14 protein-coding genes are annotated in these 18,698 nt (G+C 57.9%); 3 read left to right on the top strand and 11 right to left on the bottom strand.

What is annotated here, in order from left to right; all coding sequences use genetic code 11:
• Positions 1 to 79: 79 nt before the first annotated feature.
• Genes secA through H6B10_RS04720 form a run of 3 tightly spaced genes read left to right on the top strand, consistent with a single transcriptional unit; the run spans position 80 to position 4,464 of the window.
• On the top strand, positions 80 to 2,950 hold the full coding sequence (gene secA / locus H6B10_RS04730) for a preprotein translocase subunit SecA (protein ID WP_204650260.1): 2,871 nt from the start codon (positions 80 to 82) through the stop codon (positions 2,948 to 2,950).
• Between the two features lie 60 nt (positions 2,951 to 3,010).
• Positions 3,011 to 3,415, top strand: coding sequence for a DUF3783 domain-containing protein (locus H6B10_RS04725; RefSeq protein ID WP_204650257.1), 405 nt, complete (start codon positions 3,011 to 3,013; stop codon positions 3,413 to 3,415).
• Positions 3,412 to 4,464: an FAD:protein FMN transferase gene (locus tag H6B10_RS04720; protein ID WP_243427257.1), complete on the top strand. Its 1,053-nt coding sequence runs from the start codon at positions 3,412 to 3,414 to the stop codon at positions 4,462 to 4,464. Before H6B10_RS04725 ends, H6B10_RS04720 begins: the two co-directional genes overlap by 4 nt.
• A gap of 42 nt (positions 4,465 to 4,506) precedes the next feature.
• Here H6B10_RS04720 and H6B10_RS04715 read toward each other — a convergent pair whose 3' ends face one another.
• The 11 genes from H6B10_RS04715 to H6B10_RS04665 all read right to left on the bottom strand — a co-directional run bounded on the left by H6B10_RS04715 (position 4,507) and on the right by H6B10_RS04665 (position 18,640).
• On the bottom strand, positions 4,507 to 5,313 hold the full coding sequence (locus H6B10_RS04715; protein ID WP_204650254.1) for an ABC transporter ATP-binding protein: 807 nt from the start codon (positions 5,311 to 5,313) through the stop codon (positions 4,507 to 4,509).
• A complete protein-coding gene (locus tag H6B10_RS04710; RefSeq protein ID WP_204650251.1) occupies positions 5,306 to 6,223 on the bottom strand; it encodes an ABC transporter permease in 918 nt (305 codons plus the stop codon). The genes H6B10_RS04715 and H6B10_RS04710 overlap by 8 nt, the downstream gene beginning before the upstream one ends.
• An 84-nt stretch (positions 6,224 to 6,307) precedes the next feature.
• Positions 6,308 to 7,321, bottom strand: coding sequence for an ABC transporter substrate-binding protein (locus tag H6B10_RS04705; RefSeq protein WP_204650249.1), 1,014 nt, complete (start codon positions 7,319 to 7,321; stop codon positions 6,308 to 6,310).
• A 485-nt stretch (positions 7,322 to 7,806) separates the two neighbouring features.
• A complete protein-coding gene (locus H6B10_RS04700) occupies positions 7,807 to 10,155 on the bottom strand; it encodes an LCP family protein (protein ID WP_204650247.1) in 2,349 nt (782 codons plus the stop codon).
• Positions 10,152 to 11,474, bottom strand: a complete 1,323-nt coding sequence (locus tag H6B10_RS04695; RefSeq protein WP_204650245.1) for a hypothetical protein — start codon at positions 11,472 to 11,474, stop codon at positions 10,152 to 10,154. The genes H6B10_RS04700 and H6B10_RS04695 overlap by 4 nt, the downstream gene beginning before the upstream one ends.
• A 102-nt stretch (positions 11,475 to 11,576) precedes the next feature.
• Positions 11,577 to 12,716, bottom strand: coding sequence for an FtsW/RodA/SpoVE family cell cycle protein (locus H6B10_RS04690; RefSeq protein ID WP_204650244.1), 1,140 nt, complete (start codon positions 12,714 to 12,716; stop codon positions 11,577 to 11,579).
• A 60-nt stretch (positions 12,717 to 12,776) separates the two neighbouring features.
• A complete protein-coding gene (locus H6B10_RS04685) occupies positions 12,777 to 13,562 on the bottom strand; it encodes a Cof-type HAD-IIB family hydrolase (protein WP_204650242.1) in 786 nt (261 codons plus the stop codon).
• 12 nt (positions 13,563 to 13,574) lie between these two features.
• The gene (locus H6B10_RS04680) at positions 13,575 to 14,573 is read right to left on the bottom strand and encodes an NAD(P)H-dependent glycerol-3-phosphate dehydrogenase (protein ID WP_204650240.1); all 999 of its coding nucleotides are present in this window, start codon (positions 14,571 to 14,573) and stop codon (positions 13,575 to 13,577) included.
• 36 nt (positions 14,574 to 14,609) lie between these two features.
• Positions 14,610 to 15,254 (bottom strand): metallophosphoesterase family protein, encoded by a 645-nt coding sequence (locus H6B10_RS04675; protein ID WP_204650238.1) that lies wholly within the window; start codon positions 15,252 to 15,254, stop codon positions 14,610 to 14,612.
• On the bottom strand, positions 15,251 to 17,227 hold the full coding sequence (locus H6B10_RS04670) for a BMP family ABC transporter substrate-binding protein (protein ID WP_204650235.1): 1,977 nt from the start codon (positions 17,225 to 17,227) through the stop codon (positions 15,251 to 15,253). Before H6B10_RS04670 ends, H6B10_RS04675 begins: the two co-directional genes overlap by 4 nt.
• A gap of 117 nt (positions 17,228 to 17,344) precedes the next feature.
• Positions 17,345 to 18,640 (bottom strand): putative ABC transporter permease, encoded by a 1,296-nt coding sequence (locus tag H6B10_RS04665; RefSeq protein ID WP_204650232.1) that lies wholly within the window; start codon positions 18,638 to 18,640, stop codon positions 17,345 to 17,347.
• Between the last annotated feature and the right edge of the window lie 58 nt (positions 18,641 to 18,698).

Genomic DNA, 18,698 nt, shown 5'->3' with positions numbered 1-18,698 from the left:
CCTGTGCGGGTGTATTATATTAGAGTGTGTAAAACTATATTGCTGCGCCCGCGCGCGGCGGAAATACAGGGGTTTTCCTATGTCTTTTTTTGAAAAATTGTTTGGTTCCTTCTCTGACAAGGAGCTCAAGCGCATCCAGCCTCTGGCTGACAAAGTGCTGGCCCTGGAACCGGAAATGGAGAAGCTGACCGACGAACAGCTGCAGGCCAAGACTGCCGAATTCAAGGAACGTCTGGCCAAAGGCGAAACGTTGGACGATCTGCTGCCCGAAGCCTTTGCCGTCTGCCGCGAGGCTGACTGGCGTGTACTGGGCCTGAAACCCTACCCCGTCCAGATTATCGGCGGCATTGTGCTTCACCGCGCCTGCATTGCCGAGATGCAGACCGGTGAAGGCAAAACGCTGGTTGCCACCATGCCCGTTTACCTCAATGCCCTGACCGGCAAAGGTGTGCATGTGGTCACCGTCAACGATTACCTGGCCCGCCGCGACAGCGAATGGATGGGCAAGGTGTATCGTTTCCTGGGCCTGACCGTAGGTCTGGTGGTCCACAGCGTGGAACCTGCCGACCGCAAAAAGGCCTATGAGGCTGACGTCACCTACGGCACCAACAACGAGTTCGGCTTTGACTACCTGCGCGACAACATGGTGGTCTACAAAGCCAACATGGTGCAGCGCGGCCACGCTTATGCCATTGTGGACGAGGTGGACTCCATCCTCATCGATGAAGCCCGTACGCCCCTGATCATCAGCGGCAAAGGCGAGGACTCCAGCGCCATGTACAAGCGCGCCGACGATTTTGCCAAGACGCTGAAAAAGAGCGTGATTGTGGAACTGGACGACAAGGTTGCCGCCGAAGAACAGGTAGACGGCGACTACGTGGTGGACGAGAAGCGCAAGACTGCCACCCTGACCGAGTCCGGTGTGCAGAAGGCCGAAGCCTTCTTCGGTGTAGAAAACCTGGCCGATGCGGACAATATGTCCCTGCGCCATTACATTGACGGTGCCATCAAGGCCCGGGGCGTTATGCACCGCGACACCGACTACATCGTCAAAGACGGCGAAGTCATCATCGTGGACGAATTTACCGGCCGCCTGATGTACGGCCGCCGCTTCAATGAAGGTCTGCACCAGGCCATTGAAGCCAAGGAAGGCGTAACCGTTGCCGCCGAAAGCAAGACCCTGGCCACCGTCACCTTCCAGAACTATTTCCGTATGTATGACAAGCTGGCTGGTATGACCGGTACGGCTTCCACCGAAGCGGACGAATTCAGCGAGATCTACGGTCTGCAGATCGTCAGCATCCCCACCAACAAGCCCCGTGCCCGTAAAGACCTGCCCGACAGCGTGTACAAGACCGTCAACGGCAAGTACAACGCGGTCATTGAGCAGGTGGCCGAATGCCATGCCAAGGGCCAGCCGGTTCTGGTGGGTACCGTCAGCGTGGAAAAGAGCGAGGCGCTCTCCAAGCTGCTGAAAAAGCGCGGCATCGAGCACAACGTTCTGAACGCCAAACAGCATGAGCGCGAAGCCGAGATCGTAGCCCAGGCCGGCAAGCAGGGCGCCGTGACCATTGCCACCAACATGGCCGGTCGTGGTACCGACATTATGCTGGGCGGCAACGTAACCTACATGGCCAAAGCAGCCCTGAAAAAGGAACTGACCAAAGCGTTGACCAAAGATCTGGATCAGCGCAAAGATGAATACGAGCACGCCAAGGCCCGCGCCAAAGCTACCGGCACCGAACTGCCCACCCCGCCGGAGGCCGATATTGACGCCAAGCTGGAATTCCTGCTCACCGAATGTGACGGCCACGCCGATACCGAGGATACCGAGGTGCTGAACGCCCGCAAGCGTTTTGATGAGCTGTGTGCCGAGTTCGAGCCGGAAATCAAGCGGGAAGCGGAGGTAGTACGTGAAGCCGGCGGTCTGTTCATCATCGGCACCGAACGCCACGAGAGCCGCCGTATCGACAACCAGCTGCGCGGCCGTGCCGGCCGTCAGGGCGACCCGGGTGCATCCCGTTTCTTCCTGAGCCTGGAAGACGATCTGATGCGCATTTTCGGCGGTGAGCGTGTGCAGGGCCTGATGGATTCCCTGGGCCTGGAAGAAGATGTGCCCATCGAGAACAAGCTCATCACCAACACCATCGAGAGCGCCCAGAAAAAGCTGGAAGCTTCCAACTTTGCCATCCGTAAACAGGTGCTGCAGTATGACGACGTCATGAACCAGCAGCGCGAAATCATCTACAAACAGCGCCAGATGGTGTTGAACGGCGAGGATATCTCGGATAAGCTTCATGAGATGATGCGCCAGAGTATCGACGATGCCTGCGCCAACTACCTCAACGGCGAGTCTGCCGATGACTGGGATTTTGCCGGTCTGCGCCGCCACTTTATGAACTGGCTGTGCCTGCCCACCGACTTCAACTACACTACGGCTCAGCTGAACGACGTGACCCGCCAGGGCATTGCCGACGAACTGTACAAGCGCGGCATGGATATTCTCACCGCCAAGGAGACCAAGTACGGTGCCCAGACCATGCGGGAACTGGAACGCATCTGCCTGCTGCGCAACGTGGACTCCAAGTGGATGGAGCACATCGACAACATGGACCAGCTCAAACAGGGCATGGGCCTGCGCGGCTACGGCCAGCACGACCCGGTGGTGGAATACCGCATCGAAGGTTTCGCCATGTTTGACGAGATGATCGCTTCCATCCGGGAGGACGCCGTCCACATGCTGCTGACCATCGAAATCCGCCAGCAGAACGCCCAGCCCAAGCGGGAACAGATTGCCAAGCCCACCGGCGAAGGTGCACCTGTCAAAGCCGGTGCCAAGGGTGCCGCCCCGGTACGGGTGACCAAGATCGGCCGCAACGATCCCTGCCCCTGCGGCAGCGGTCTGAAGTGGAAGAAGTGCACCTGCAAAGAATACCACCCCGACCTGTAATTTCAACTTTCAGCGCGCCGCCGCAAGACGGCGCGCTTTTTGCAACACGAGGTAATATCCATGAAAGCACATATCGTTCGTGAACCCCGCTGTGCCCTGTTGTGGCGCTTTGATGAAACCTGCCCTGGCTACGAAGGATTGGCCAAAGCCGCCCGCAGCTGCGGCGTAACCCTGCGCACCGTAGCCAATCCGGAGCTGGGCGGCCTTGTGGGGGATCTTTGCGCGGGTAAAGCGGCCCCTGCCGCCGCACCGCTGGCCGCCGTACCGGAACGCCCGGCCCTGATCGTAAGCGGATTAAGCCACCAGACCGGTGAACTGGGGCATTTTATCGACCTTGTGAAGGAAAGCGGCGCAGACCTGCCCCTGCGGGCCATGGTGACCCCCACCAGTAAGACCTGGACGCTTGCGCAGCTGCTGCTGGAATTGAACCGGGAACACAACGCCGTCGGTGAGGACCGCACATGAAAACCCGGTTGTATCGCACAGGCGCCGCTGTACTGGCCGCCCTGCTGCTGGGCGGCGTGGTGGTATACAGTATGCTGAACCGCAGAACCCTGTACACCACCACCTGGTTCGATCTGTTCGACACGGTTTCGGTGGTCAAGGGGTATGCCCGCAGCCAGGCAGAATGGGATGCGCAGATGGATGCGCTGCACGACGATCTGTTACATTACCACCAGCTGTTTGACATCTACAACCACTATGACGGCATGGTAAATTTGTACGACGTGAACGCACAGGCCGCCGATGATCCCGTAGCGGTAGACGAGGACCTGTACCGTTTTATGGATTGGTGTGTCAACACCATCTATCCCCTGACCGATGGTGCTACCAACATTGCCGCCGGTTCTGTGCTGAAACTCTGGCACGACGCCCGGGAAAGCGCTCCCCCCGCCCCGCCCGAAGATGAGGCCATCCAGCAGGCACTGGCGCATATCTCCATAGAAAACCTGCAGCTGGACGAACAGGCACAGACTGTCTTCTTTACCGATCCTGCCATGAGTCTGGACGTTGGTGCCGTGGGTAAAGGCTACGCCGTGGAGCAGGCTGCCGAAGCCGCCGAGGCCCGCGGGCTGGACAGCGCCCTTTTGAACATTGGCGGCAATCTGCGCGCCATCGGAGAAAAGGCCAACGGCGAAGGACGCTGGACCGTCGGGGTAGAAAATCCCTGGAACAATGACCCCGCCTATATCCAAACGGTTTCTCTGGAACCGGGATACAGTTTGGTGATCAGCGGCGATTACCAACGCTATTTTGAGTATGAGGGCGTGCGCTATGCTCACCTGATCGACCTGACCACCGGATATCCGGCCCGGTATTGCAGCAGCACGGCCATTCTGGCTCCCTCCCAGGGCGGCGGCCATGCCGATGCCCTTTCCACCGCGCTGTTCTGCTTGCCGGAAGCCCAGGGCCGCGCCGTGCTAGACGCCGCCGACGGGTACGAAGCACTCTGGATGTATGCTGACGAAACCACCGCACAAAGCGATGGTTGGCCCGGCCACCCCGCCCAATAAACACAAACAGCCACCCCGTTCGGGGTGGCTGTTCTTATTCTGTTATTCGTCCTTGCTGAGCAGGATGCGGTCATTATCCAGCTGGTGGCCCACATTCTGGGCAAAGCGCTCCAGCAGTTCCGGCACCGTCATGTGGGTGCGCTCCTCGCCGCCCACGTCCAGCACAATGCGGCCGTGATCCATCATCAGGGTACGGTTGCCCAGCGTCAAAGCGTCATGCATGTTGTGGGTGATCATCAGGCAGGTAATGTGATTTTCTGCCACAATCTTTTTGGTCAGTTCCAGCACCTTATCCGCAGTAGCCGGGTCCAGTGCTGCGGTATGTTCATCCAGCAGCAACAGTTTGGGAGTCACCAGGGTAGCCATCAACAGGGTCAGCGCCTGGCGCTGACCACCCGAAAGCAGCCCCACCGGCTGTTTCATCCTGTTTTCCAGGCCCAATCCCAGCGCCGAAAGTTTTTCGGCAAAAAGTTCCCGGTCCGCTTTGGTAATACGGGAGAAAGGCGAAGTATGCCCCGAGGCACGCAGGAATGCCAACGCCAGGTTTTCCTCAATGGTCATGTGAGGAGCGGTCCCCTTGAGAGGGTCCTGGAACATACGGCCGATGACCTTGGAACGGCGGTAATCCGGCATCATGGTAATGTCCTGACCGTCCAGGGTGATGGTTCCGGCATCGGCGATAAACTCACCGGCAATGGCATTGAACAAGGTAGATTTGCCCGCGCCGTTGGACCCCACGATGGTGGCAAAGTCCCCTGCTTCCAGATGAAGGTCCACCCGCTGCAGGGCCACCTTTTCATTCACAGTACCGGGATTGAATGTTTTGCTGATATGTTGCAGATCAAGCACGGGAAGCACCTTCTTTCTCAGCATGGGCACGGCGGCGCTTGAAGGCCGCGCGGGCCTGCAATGCCGGGGCTGCAATGGCCAGCGCAACGATCACGGCGGAAATCAGTTTCAGACATTCGGACGGAACGTTGGCCCGCAGAGCAATGGCAATGATAAAGCGATAGATCACACTGCCTGCCACGGCAGCCACCGCTTTGGTCCACAGACCACCACGGCCAAACAGGGTTTCGCCGATGATCAGCGATGCAAGACCGATGACCACCATGCCGGTGCCCAGGTTAATGTCGGCGGATTTCTGGTACTGGGCAAGCACCGCGCCGGACAGCGAAGTCATGGCATTGGCGATGCAAAGGCCAACCGTGATAGTAAACGTCGTGTTGATGGAGGAAGCCCGCACCATATCGGGGTTATCGCCGGTGGCGCGGATGGAAAGCCCCAAACGGGTCCCCAAAAAGAGGATGAGCAGCACACAGACCACCACGGTAATCAGGGCCGCCACCAGCAGTTTGTAGGGGGCGTTCTCCCCCAGCAGGCTTTGGGCTGCCGTAAAGATGGTCTTGGTTTTCAGCATCGGCACGTTGGAAGAGAATCCCATCACCGCCAGGTTGACGGTGTACAGCCCCGTGTTGGTGATGATACCGGCCAGAATGGAAGGAACCGCCAGTCGGGTCTGCAAAAACGCAGTCACAAACCCGGCCGCCGCACCGGCCAGCATGGCCAGCGGAAGCCCCAAAAACGGGTGCCCCGCCACGGCCGCCGTGGCGGATACCGCACACCCCAGCGTAAAAGCGCCGTCGGTGGTCATATCGGCGATGTTGAGCACGCGGAAGCTCAAAAACAACGCCATGGCCACAAGCGCGTAGATAAAGCCCAATTCCAGTGCACTCAGCACGGTGGCAACGGTAAACATGAGGCAGACTCTCCTTTTGATTCAATCTGACACAAAAGAGAAAAGGACGAACAGCAGTCCTTTTCTCTTCGTTTTTAATGCTGTTTATTCGGCGCTGGTGGTCACTTCCACTACCTGGGAAGCCAGGTCGTTAAACACACTGTAATCAATTCCCAGCGCGGCAGCGGTATCGGTGTTAACGGTGATGATACCGCCATCCATCACATGGTATTCAGGCACGGTGCCGGTTTCCAGCACTTCCAGCGCCATATCCGCGGTGTAGGTGCCCAGTTCGGTATAGTTCACGCCGCAGGTGGCAAAAGCGCCTGCCGTAACAAAGCTGTCGGCGCCGGTGTAGAACGGGATGCCACCCTCGGTCAGCGTTTCGGAAACAGCCGCTGCAGCTGCCATAACCACGTTATCGGTGGGGGTAAAAACTGCATCCACCTGGCCTACCAGGCTGGCAGCCGCCGTCATGATCTCGTCGTTGGTGTTGCCGGTCTTTTCAATGTAGGCAATGCCCTTGGCGTCCAGATATTCCTTGGCCTCAGCAATGGGGGTGGTGGAGTTGGCCTCGGAGTTGGAATAGAGCAGCCCCACCGTCTTGAGGTCGGGATTGACCGCCAGCATCATATCCAGAATGGACTGGGTGTTCAGCGCATCCGAAGTACCGGTCACATAGTCGATTCCGGTCAGATCCACATCTTCAGGGTTGGAAATCGCCGCGTAGATGACCGGCGTCTGGGTGGATTCACAGGCCGTAGCCATACACTGAGCTGCCAGGGTTGCAATGGGAATCACCGCATCGTACCCGTCGGACACCACCTGCGTACCGATCTGATTCAGGGTCGTGGCATCGTTCTGGCCGTTGAAATCTTTGTATTCGATGGTGATGCCCTTCTCGGCTGCTTTGGCGTCCAGTTCCGCTTCAATGGCGGTACGGATCTCATCCAGGCTGGAATGGTCCATCTGCTGCACAATGGCGATCTTGTAGCCATCGCCGGAAGATGCTTCCGCGGTGGCGGCAGAGGAACCCGTGGTGGTATCGGCAGTAGCGCCGCAAGCGGCAAGGCTGGTCATCATAGCGGCGGCGGACAGAATGGCGACGAACTTTTTCATGGTAAAACGCTCCTTTTTCTCAACAATAGGGACGGCAGGCTTTCGTGCACTGCCACAGGCAGATTTTATACGGAAAAAAGTCGCCATCGTTCTTTCAGCAAAATCATCTTCATCATTGCTCCCTCACCGATTGTTGTATAAAAGCAAAACTGCCCTTGCACAGAAGGATACCTTCCGTGCAAGGGCAGATACAAAACGATCTGTGGTGCCACCTTGCTTGCCGTGCATCATATCTAAGAACACGGCCACTCTGTAGGGAACCAACATTCCCCTGCCCTGTAACGGGAGCGCCCGTCAGCGGATACTCAGGCCAAGCCTTTTCCCCGTGCCCTCCGCGAACCATTATACTGTACCGCTTTGCATCCCCTTTCCAGCCCCGGGGACTCTCTGTAGCTGCGCTTGCAGTTTTACTTTCGCTTCACTGGTTTGAAGCATTTATACCACACTGGGTTCCATTTGTCAACGCTTTTACGGAAAAAAGTTTTTTACCAGACTTCTTCTTCCGCACTTTCTGCCGTCGCTGCGGCAATTTTATTGTCCGGATTCAGAATCAGCAGCTTTTGCGCCACTTCGGTCACATCCGCGTCGGCATCTTTCAACAGGGAATCACCATCCGCAAAGGGGCAGTCTTCTCCATCCAGTGCCAGCATCAGATCTTTGCCGGGAGTTACATATTCGCCCAGCCAGCTGCTCAGACCTTCGGCATCCCAGGCATCGCTTTCCGCATCCGGTTCAAAGGTGGCGTTGTTTTTCCACCTGCCGTACGTTACGCCGATGGAGCAGACCTTTTCTTCGTCTTCCTCCAGCAGCTGCTGCATCCGGGCAGCCAGACTGCCCTCTGTCTGCAAAGCCTGGTCGCCTTCCGCAAAAGCCAGAATCTGCTGTTCCGGATAGGCTTCCAGCACCCGCTGCAGATCATCCGCCAGCAGCTCTTCCCCATCCGTCAGCTCGCCCTGCAAACCTTCATACAGCCGCCGGGCGGTGGCGTAGTTGTCCCCCAGGTATTCTTCCATGGCCTCGGGGGATTCCTCCATGGCTTTGCGGAACCAGTACACCGTATTGCGGGTGTTGCTGCCGCCCATGGCCGTTACCGCATCACGGATTTCTTCGTCCGGCGTATTGTAGTTGCCTTCCAGCAGCAGGTTCACTGCATAAGCCACCGTGAACGAGGTCTTATCTGTGCCCAATCCGGCCGCATGCAGCATACCGGGATAACTGGCATACAGATCCTGCCACATGGTCCGCGATTCTTCCCGCTGTTCCGCCGGCAGGGTCGCCAGGTAGCGGTTCAGAGATGCCGTATCACCGGTTTGCAGGTAATCATCCAACAACATACCGGCGGCCACACCATCGGGCACCGTTACCACGCGTACCCCCTGTGCCGCCAGATATTCCACCAGCGTTTTCTGCACATCGGTATCCCGGCTGCCGCCCAGCCCCGCCATAAACAGGCGGTATTCTCTGCTGCCGAAATCGGCATCACTGAGCGGGTACGCCAAATCTACCGCATGCAGATTTCTGCGGATGTATTCATCCGCCGGGTCGCTTTCTTTCTGGCTCCAGGCAGAATCAGCCTCTGTCTCTTCCGTTTCTTTCCGTGCGCTCTCCGCCGAGGCTGTTTCCGGGGTTGCGGCGATGACTTCCTCGGCGGTCTTATCGTTATACAGGAAGTCCTGCAGCGCCTTGATATTCACAGCCCAGTCGGGGTCATACATCAGGCGGTTGTCCATACCGGTACGTACACCGTAGGTACCCTGCAGCGGCATGGAAAGCTGTTCCACTTCTGCCCCCAAAAACGCCGGCAGCTGTACCAGCAGCGCCGTAATTTCCGATTTGGTAAAGTTGGTCTGCACCAGCGGCAATACGGTATTGAGCAGATTGTCCAGTTCCACCACGCTGGCGTCCTTGACCTGATCCAGCACCGCTTCGATCACCGTACGCTGCCGTTCGATACGCTTCCAGTCGCTGTCGATCTTGCGAAGACGGGCATACTGCAGCGCCGTGTAACCGTCAAAGTGGTTCAGACCGGGTTCCACCTTATCCACAATGAGCATGGAGTTGGAAGGCACCTCCCAGTTAAGGGCCTTGGCTTCCAGCTCGGTGATCTCAATATCCACGCCGCCTACGGCGTCCACGATCTGCACAAAAGAATTGAAGTTCACCCGCACATAGTGATCCACCTGCACGTTGAAGCAGTCCTCCACCGTGTCCATGGTCAACTTGGCACCGCCATACCGGAAGGTGTGGGTGATCCAGTCATACTGCCCCTCGTACCCATCCAGCAGAATGGGCACACCGGTGGCGCGCTCGATGGAAACCAAACGGATCGTGTGGTCCTTGATATTCAACGACACAAGCACCAGCGCATCTGCGCGGGCATCATCGCTGAACTCGGTGGTATCCTCGGTGCCGTCCAGCTGATTCAGATGGGTGAAGGCATCCGCATCGTTGACAGCCTCGGTCCGTTCGTCGGTACCAATGAGCAGGATGTTGAGCACATCTTCATCGGCAAAGGGGCTGCCTTCCGGCATTTCCATTTCCCCGTCGTTATGTACCAGACCGGTAACATCCAGATCCTGGTCCTCGCTGGCATCAATGGTGCCGACCTCACTGACACTGCCGTCATCGTAACGCAGCAGATCCAGTTTGCCATTCACATACAAAACGCCAGCGCAAACCAGTACCACCACTACCGCCAGCACACCAATCAGGATCTTGGCCCAGCGGGGCAACTTGCGGCGGGTTGTCGTTTTCTCCGGGGCGTTGGTTTCGGTTTCCTCGGGAGCGGCGGTTTCCTCTTGCGGAGTCTTTTCTTTTTCTTCGGTAGTATTCATACAGTTCCTTTTTTTCGAAGTATACGGCGTACACCCAGGCGCAGGTCACAGGCATACCAGAGAAAGCCCAGCCCGGCAAAGAAAGTCACCCCCAGCGCACGCCAGGTAAACCATCCATGCTGGATGCTGTGGGTACGAAGTGCAACAAACCAGAGCAGTGGCAGCACGGCCACCACAGCCAGCGGTGCCGCGCGCAGAAGCGCCGCCCGGCTGCGCAGGCTGAGCACAAATACCGCCGCCAGCAGAATGACTGCCACAACAAGCGGCCAGAACAGTCCGCGGCTCTGTAATGTGTCATACACAAAGCGGAAAATATTGCCCCAGGTCAGTTCCATGCCGTGCCAGGTATCGGCAGCGGTACGGACCCCCACTTGGTGCAGCGCATCGGCAATAATATTCTGCCCGGTAATCAGACTGGCCAGCACCCATTTGCAGGCCCAGCACAGGCCGTAGCCGGTTCCCCAGCTCAGGCATCCCCCTGCTACCAGGGCACACTGTGCGCCGCCTGCACGCAAGCGCTGCTGCGGCTGCAGCAGCCAGCAGGCCAGCGGCAGCCCCAGAGTCAGTACCGGTGTAACCAGTAAATCGCAGAATGCGGTAACGACCCCCTGCGCCACAAGACACAGGCAGAGGGCATCGCTGCGCCGGGGCCGGGCCAATACCCAGGCACAGCCCCCATAGGCTACCGCAAAACAGGTGAAATATTGAATCTGATGCGGCGCCCAGAAAAAGGTCACCAGCAGCTGGCTGACCACAAACCAGACAGCCGCCCGCACACCGCAGCGGCGGTGCAGCAGCACCGTCACCCATACGAAAAGGGCCAGCAACACCAGATACTGCACCACGCGGACTCCCGCATAGGGCATAAAACAAAGCAGCGGACGCAGCCAGATCAGATATCCGTGCCAGTACCGCGCATACGAGAAGGGTTTCAGCCCGGCATCCTCCGCGGTCTGCCCGGCCTCCCGGGCTTCCAGATAGGCGGCCAGGTCTTCCCCCAGGGTTTCAAAATTATCCACGTTGTAGGCCGTATTGGTCATCATGGCGGTCAGGGGCGGGTTTTCATCTGCCGAGGCCGCTTCCATCAGCATGATGGTATCGGTATAGTTGTCCATCTGAAACAGCTTGAACCCCAAAAAAGAGGGATACAATCCCTCGTCGATCACCGTCTGGGCCGAATCTTTCAGATGTTCCCGCACCGGACCGCCGGGCAGCGCATAGGCCCCCAACAGCAGTACGAACAGCAATCCCAGCGTAACACCAAACACCGCAAAGGCGCGCAGCGCAAAGGGAGGTTTCCGGTTTTGTGCAACCGGCATGACTTCACCCCACTCTCCTAGAAATACTGATTTATTATACGGCAAAAGGGCCACGGTTTCAACCGCAGCCCTGTGAAATCTTGTCACAATTTGTAACTTTTTTCAGACAGCGTCCGCCTGCCGGGATACCGAAAGTACAATGCCCATCTCGCCCAACAGCATCATCAGACTGGTACCGCCCGAGGAAAAAAATGGCAGACTGATACCGGTATTGGGGATGGTATTGGTCACTACCGCAATGTTGAGCACCGCCTGCAGAACCACCTGTACCACAAAGCCCACCACCAGCAGTGCTCCGAATTTATCCCGGGCACGCACCGCAATGGAAATTCCCCGCAACAGCAACAGAAGAAAAAGGATGACCACCAAAGCAGCGCCGATGAAACCCAGCTCCTCGCACAAAATGGAAAAGATAAAGTCATTCTGAGGTTCCGGTACATAAAGATATTTCTGGCGGCTGTTGCCCAGCCCCAGCCCGGCGATCCCGCCCGAGGCAATGGCATACAGGCTTTGGATGGTCTGGTGCCCCTCCCCCAGCGGGTCTGCGAAAGGGTCCCGCCAGGAGATCAATCGGTCGGTGGCATAGGGCACCAGTTCCGGCAGGGCGATGACCGCCGCCGCAATGGCCCCTATACCCAGACCGCCCGCTATTCCGAACCATTTGAGCCCGGTGCCGCCCACAAACATGAGCACCGCCCCGATGGAAAGAATCAGCAGTGTGCCGGAAAGGTGGGGTTCCAGCAGCATAAGCACCGCCACCGTACCCAGAATAAGCCCAAACGGCAGCACCCCGGTGCCGAAGGTATGCATCCGGTCGTGATTCAGCGAAATCAGGTGAGCAAAGACCAGCACCACCGCAAACTTGGCGATCTCGCTGGGCTGCAGGGTCCCCAGCCCCGGTACTACGATCCAGCGTTTGCAGCCGTTGTATTCCGGCATAAAGAGCACTACGACCAGCAACACCAGCGAGATGCCCAGAATGGGCCAGGCCAGCTTGTGCCATATATGGTAATCCACCAGACTGGCCGCATACATAGCCACTACCCCCAGCGCCGCAAACAGCAGCTGAGGTCGAATGTAGGTATACGCATCGCCGCGGCGGTAAAGTGCCACCGCATACCCGGCCGAAAAAAGCATAATCAGGCCATAGCACAGCAAAATCAGCAGAATGGCCAGAAACGGCACATCCAGCGCCGGACATGATGCCAGACGTGCCCGCAGCCGCTGCACATAGGATGACATAATAAATCCCCCCGCGTATAGTCTACGCGAGGGGCGCTTGTCCTATGCAGAGATGTGGTATCAGATCAGTTCAAAATGGCGCAATGCTCTGGCCAGACCATCCTCAAGAATATCCTGGGTCACATAGTCGGCCGCCGCCTTGGCTTCCGGGCAGGCATTGCCCATCGCCACGCCGATGCCCGCAAAGCGCAGCATCTCCACATCGTTGCCGCCGTCACCAATGGCAATACACTGTTCCCGGGTCAGGCCCAGTGCCTGCAGCACATGGGCCAGCCCTTCGGGCTTGCCGCCACCGGCAGGCAGCACATCCACAAAGTCATCATTCCAGCGCACTGCCACACAGCCGGGACAATGCGCCAGAAATTCTGTCTGCTTTTCTTCCGGGAAGAAAGCACTGAGCTGATAGATGGGGCTGGTTTCGATACGTTCCTCCACGTTCCCCACCGCCTGCTCCATCTTTTCGCAGAATTCGGCGCTGTGCTCATTGATCAGATTGAAGGTAGACCGATCTTTTTCGATAAAGCCTACCGAAAACTGCTCTTTTTCAATGTACGGCAGCAAAGTACGCAGCGCTGCCGGGTCGATGGGGTGGTCATACAGCAATGTGCCGTCGGCCATATAGCAATACTGGCCGTTCATCGTTACATAGCCGTCAAACGGGATACCGTCCAGGGCATGGAGCAGCGGCAGATGAATGGGCGGCCGCCCCGAAGCCACAAACACCTTGACGCCATTATGCCGCAATGCTTCCAGGGCCGCCAGGGTGGAATCGGGAAGTTTTTCCGCCTGAAACGGCAAAAGTGTGCCGTCAATATCAAAAAAAGCCGCTTTGATCTGGTTGTTCACCGTCGCCCCACCTCACTCGCGTTTCAGGTCGCGGCCCATGAGGGATGCCAGCGCATTGCAGGCCGCCAGGCGGCCGCCCAGAATGGCATCCACACTTTGTACAATCGGCATATCGACCTTATACTTTTTGGCCAGACGGCAGGCAGCGGGCAGCGCGTTGATGCCTTCCACCACCTGGCCTACGTCGGCCTTGGCTTCCTCCGCCGTTTTGCCGCGGCCCAGCAGCATACCGGCGTGCAGGTTGCGGCTGTGCATACTGGTGCAGGTTACGATCAGGTCGCCCATGCCGGACAGACCCGAGAACGTTTCGGGCCGGCAGCCCATGGCAATCCCCAGACGGGACAGTTCCGCGTTGCCGCGGGTGATGAGGGCAGCCTTGGCGTTATCGCCGTACCCCAGGCCCAGGGCAATGCCCACCGCCAGGGCAATCACGTTCTTGACCGCGCCGCCCAGCTCGGTACCGCGACGGTCGGTGTTAGTATATACGCGGAACGTGGGCGTGGAGAAGGCTTTCTGCACAGCTTTGGCCGCCTCCTCATCTTCGCTGGCAGCCACGATCAGCGTGGGCATATCCCGGGCCACTTCCTCGGCATGGGTGGGACCGGACAGCGCCACCACACGGGCTGTCCGCTTCTGTTTGGCCAGCTCGTCCTCAATGATCTCGCTCATGGTCATGAGAGTCTTATCTTCCACGCCCTTGGCCACATCCACGATCAGCTGCCCCTCCGGAATATGAGGCGCGGCTTTTTTGGCAGTGGCACGCACAAAAGGTGACGGCACCGCAAAAAGCAGGATATCTTTGCCCTGGCAGGCCTCGGCAATATCAGCCGTATAGTGCATCGTGGACGGCAGTTCCATGCCGGGCAGGTTGGGGTGGCGGTGGGTGGTGCTGAGAGATTTCAGTTCGGCAGGAATGGCGCTCCACACCGTAACGTCCCGGCCGTTGACCGCCAACAGGCGCGCCAGGGCGATGCCCCAGGTACCCGCACCGAAGACTGCGATTTTGATCATAATTGCTCTCCTTAACAAAGTTTGTCTGCTCTGTGCTTACCGCTGCCACAGGCGCTGCATCAAACGACGCGGTTCGGGTCTGGGCTGCGGTTCCACATCCAGATATACCCGTTCAAAACAGTTCACAATGCGTGTACTGCCATACTGGTGTTCCCGCGGGATATTGGCGCCGTAACTCATATGTACATGGCCGTGCAGCATCAGCTGGGGATGGTACCGGTCCAACACGTCCCGAAAAACCGTGAATCCCCGGTGGGCCAGATCGCTCAGATCCCCATACCCGTGCAGCGGTGCATGGGTAACCAGCACATCCACCCCGCGCTGCCGCTCAATTTTGCTGCGCAGGCGGTTGACCCGTTTTTTCATTTCGGCCTCGGTGAACTGCCAGGCACCGGTACGGTAACGGCAGGCGCCGCCCAACCCGGCAATGCGCAACCCATGGTAAACGATCACGTCATCATCCAGGCAGATAGCCCCTTCCGGCGGATGTGCGTCATAGCTTTCGTCATGGTTGCCGTGCACATAGAAAACCGGCACCGGCGCCATCGTGACCAGATACTCCAGATAATGCCGGTTCAGGTCACCGCAGGTGATGATCATTTCCACATCTTTGAGTTTATCCGGGCTATAGTAGTCCCACAAAGCTTTGCATTCCTCGTCGGCCAGGGCAAGCAGCTTCATAGTTCAGCCTCCTTCTCCACCGGCAGCCGGTCACGATGGATTCCCTGCATACGGTACATGTGGCGGGAAGCCTCGGCCAGTTCGTCGAACTCCGGCACATGGCCCTCTACGGCATCACACAGCCAATCCATGTGCACGACCTGTTCCAGATCCAGACCATGATGCCCCAGGTTCTTGATGGTGCCATCCTGTGCGGTGATCCGGCAGGCAAAGGGATCGATCATGCCGGAAATCACACCTTCCCGCAGAATCTTGGCCAGATGCTGTACATCGGTGGGAAGTTCGCGGCTGAGCAAAACGTCCATGACGCCGCTGTTCATACCCCACCAGTAGTTGACTGCACGGCCGTCGGTACCGGATTTATCGCGGGTCCAGCCGCCGTCCAGCACACTGCGAACTACGTTCTCGTAGAACTGGCCCCAGTGCCAGAAAGGCGTAGCCAGATCCTGCAGGATGCCGCCTGGACGAATCAGGAAGGTGCCGAATTCGCGCTGGGGGCGTCCCGGCACCGGCGCGTCCCGGCCCGATACCACCGTGATATTCTCACGGTTGAACACCGTAAGCGGGTCTTCCTGGTCCGGCAGGCAGGTCCAGAACAGTTCCACTTTTACCCGGGGATTGACCATCCGGGCGCCCAGGGCAAAGGCGTTGATATTGGCCGGCACACCAAAACTGGGATAGTCGGCCACATAACCGATGCGGTCGCCCTGGGCCATAGCCCCGGCGATGGCACCGGTGATGAATTTAGCTTCGTACACGCGGGTGTAGTAGGTACGGATGCTGGCGTAGGGCATCTCCATAGAGCAGTTCAGAATCCGCACCTGGGGATGCTTGACCGCCGCACGCAGCGAAGCGCCCACCAGTTTGGGGCTGGTGGTAAAGACGATATCGGCTCCCTCGGCAATGGCCTGCTCCACCAACTGGTCGGCATTTTCACCGGGCACCGCGTTGCAGTATGCCACAGTTTCCACTTTGCCTTCAAACACCGTATCCAGCTGGCAGCGGCCAAACTCGTGCTGGCTGGTCCAGGCACTGGTTTCGGGGGTGCGCTCGTGGACAAAGGCCACCTTCAGGTGGTTGGGAACCGCCGGGCGGATACCGGGCAGTATTTTTTCGATGATCGTTTCTTTGGACTTGGCAGGCTCTGCCGGCTTTACGCTGACGGTAACAGGATCGTCATTCTGCAGGGCCAGCACATCATCCCACAGGGCATCCAGCTTTTTGCCCAGCTCGGACGGCGAACTTTCCGCCAATTCCTTGCGGGAATACAGCCGCAGCAAAAGCAGCAGCACATCCCCGGTAGTGCAGCGCAGATGGTCCCCGCCATGGGCCTTGAAGGCTTTGCCCACCCAGTTGTACAAGGAGAGCAGGTCGGCCCGGTCACCATCGTTCCAAGGCTCTTCGGGGCCTTTTCCCATCAGCTTTTGCAGCCGCGCAAAGCTGCCCAGTTTGGTAAAGTGCAGCGTATAGGTCTTGATCAGCGGATAATAGTGCATGAACTCGTAGTACAGACGCACTTCGGGCGTATCGCTGTAGCGCGGCACCACCCGGGTCACGTTGGCCGAGATACTGCTGGCGCCGAAATACTTCAGCACACTGACCCGCTTGTTGCCCTCCTGGACATAAAAGAGGCCCATATATTCAAAGCAGCGCACCGGTTCCCGGATGCCCTCATCCAGATGAGCGGCACACAGGTTGGTCCATTTGGTGGCAAATTCCGTTTTGGGTTCCAGCAAAGGCATAAAGTTGCTGGCAAAGGCCGCTGTGCGGCCTGCAGTTTTGGTGCCCACCAACAGTTCCAGCGGGACCTCAATCAGACCCAGCGGCAGCTGGTTTTCGATCTCCACATTCTGCAGAATATCGTCCAGCACCGGCAGGAAGGGAGATTGCCCGGCCGCCGTTTTTTCCCGATAATCCCGCTGCCCAAGTCTTTGCGCCTTGAGATAATAATCCAATGATTCCACACGGGTCATGGCAGAATCCTCCTCTGATTCCTGTGTCACATTTCACAAATTCACATCATATTCTTCGTACCAAATGATTATAGCACAATGCAGGAAAGAATGATACCCAAAAATTATTGCACCCGATTATCCCACATGCACTGCCTTGGGATAAACTTTCTGCATCCGCGCATCGTCAAAGTGTTCATCCAGATAGATCTCCACCTGATTCTGTGCGGGCACACCTTCAATACGGGCGTTGTAACGGATCAGTGCCATAGCACTGACGGCCATATCCACCACCATAAAAATGCAAAGTACCCAGGTCAGCACCCTGCCGAAATTCCGGGGGATTTTTTCGATCCAACGGGAGATGGGCGGGTAGAACACCTTGAACCAGGCGACCGCTGCAAAGCCCCAGAAGAAGCAGTACAGCAGGTTGATACGTCCGCCCAGGTTGAAGGGAATATGGCTGTAATCCCAGAATACCGCGCCGAATACCACTTCGCTGGCAACGCTGCAAAGATACTCATAAGCGCCGCCCAGCACAGTGCTCACCACAAACAGCCAGCTGGTGGATTTATCTTTATAACGGTAGAGCAGCACCGTTACCAGCGCAATGGCCAGACCCCACACGATGGAGAAGGGCCCCCACACCAGACTGGAGCGGCTCATCCAGTAACCGGCAGTGATCCGGCAGAAAATGGTTTCGGTGATATCACCCAGCAGTGCGCCGATAATAAACAGCAGCGCGATCTTATAGGGGCTGCAGCCCTCCGCAAAGGTCGTGGTCCTGGCCCGTTTGTCACGCCGGAAGGTAAGGGCCGGGTGGGCTTTGGCCATACGGTTTTCCACACGGCCCAGAATCCAGAGCCCCGCCCGCAGTGTCAGGTTGGCCAACCGGTTCTGCACGGCTTCCGCCGGAGGCCACCGGTAGCGCAGGCCCAACATGGTCATAACGGTGCCCACGGCATCCAGCACAAAGATCACCAGCAGCACCCACAGAATGGCCGCACGTACCGTAGCCGGGATCAACCCAAACAGGAACAGCAGCAACGGGTTGCCCCATTTGATCATGATAACGCTGAGCGCGCCCCACAGCACCGAAACACCCAGGCAGATATATCCGTCCAGGTTGAAGGGCAGATCGCTGTAATCCCACCAGCGTGTCTGGCTGGTACGTTCCAGAATATGCCCGGCCACCCATTCAATGACGGTGGCATAGATGGCGCCCAGCGCAAACAGGAAGAACCAGCCCTGCTGCAGTTCCCCCAAGGTAAAGCTGATGATCAGCCCGCCGATACCATAGAGAATGCACAGCGGCCCGTTGAGAACACCGCGGTCCTGATAGCGGCCCTTGCGCGCCGCCGTAACAACGACCTCGCCCAGCCAGCCCAGAAACGAGTAGGCAAAAAACAGATAGATAAACTGATAGAATCCCATAAAAATATCCTCTTATTCACAAGTCAGACGATTGCCGGGGGTATCCTCGCTCACATAG

The organism is Gemmiger formicilis, assembly GCF_016901605.1.
GTDB classification, from domain to species: Bacteria; Bacillota; Clostridia; order Oscillospirales; family Ruminococcaceae; genus Gemmiger; species Gemmiger formicilis_B.
The sequence above is the reverse complement of the archived record's forward strand: the minus strand, read 5'-3'. Positions and strand labels throughout refer to the sequence as shown.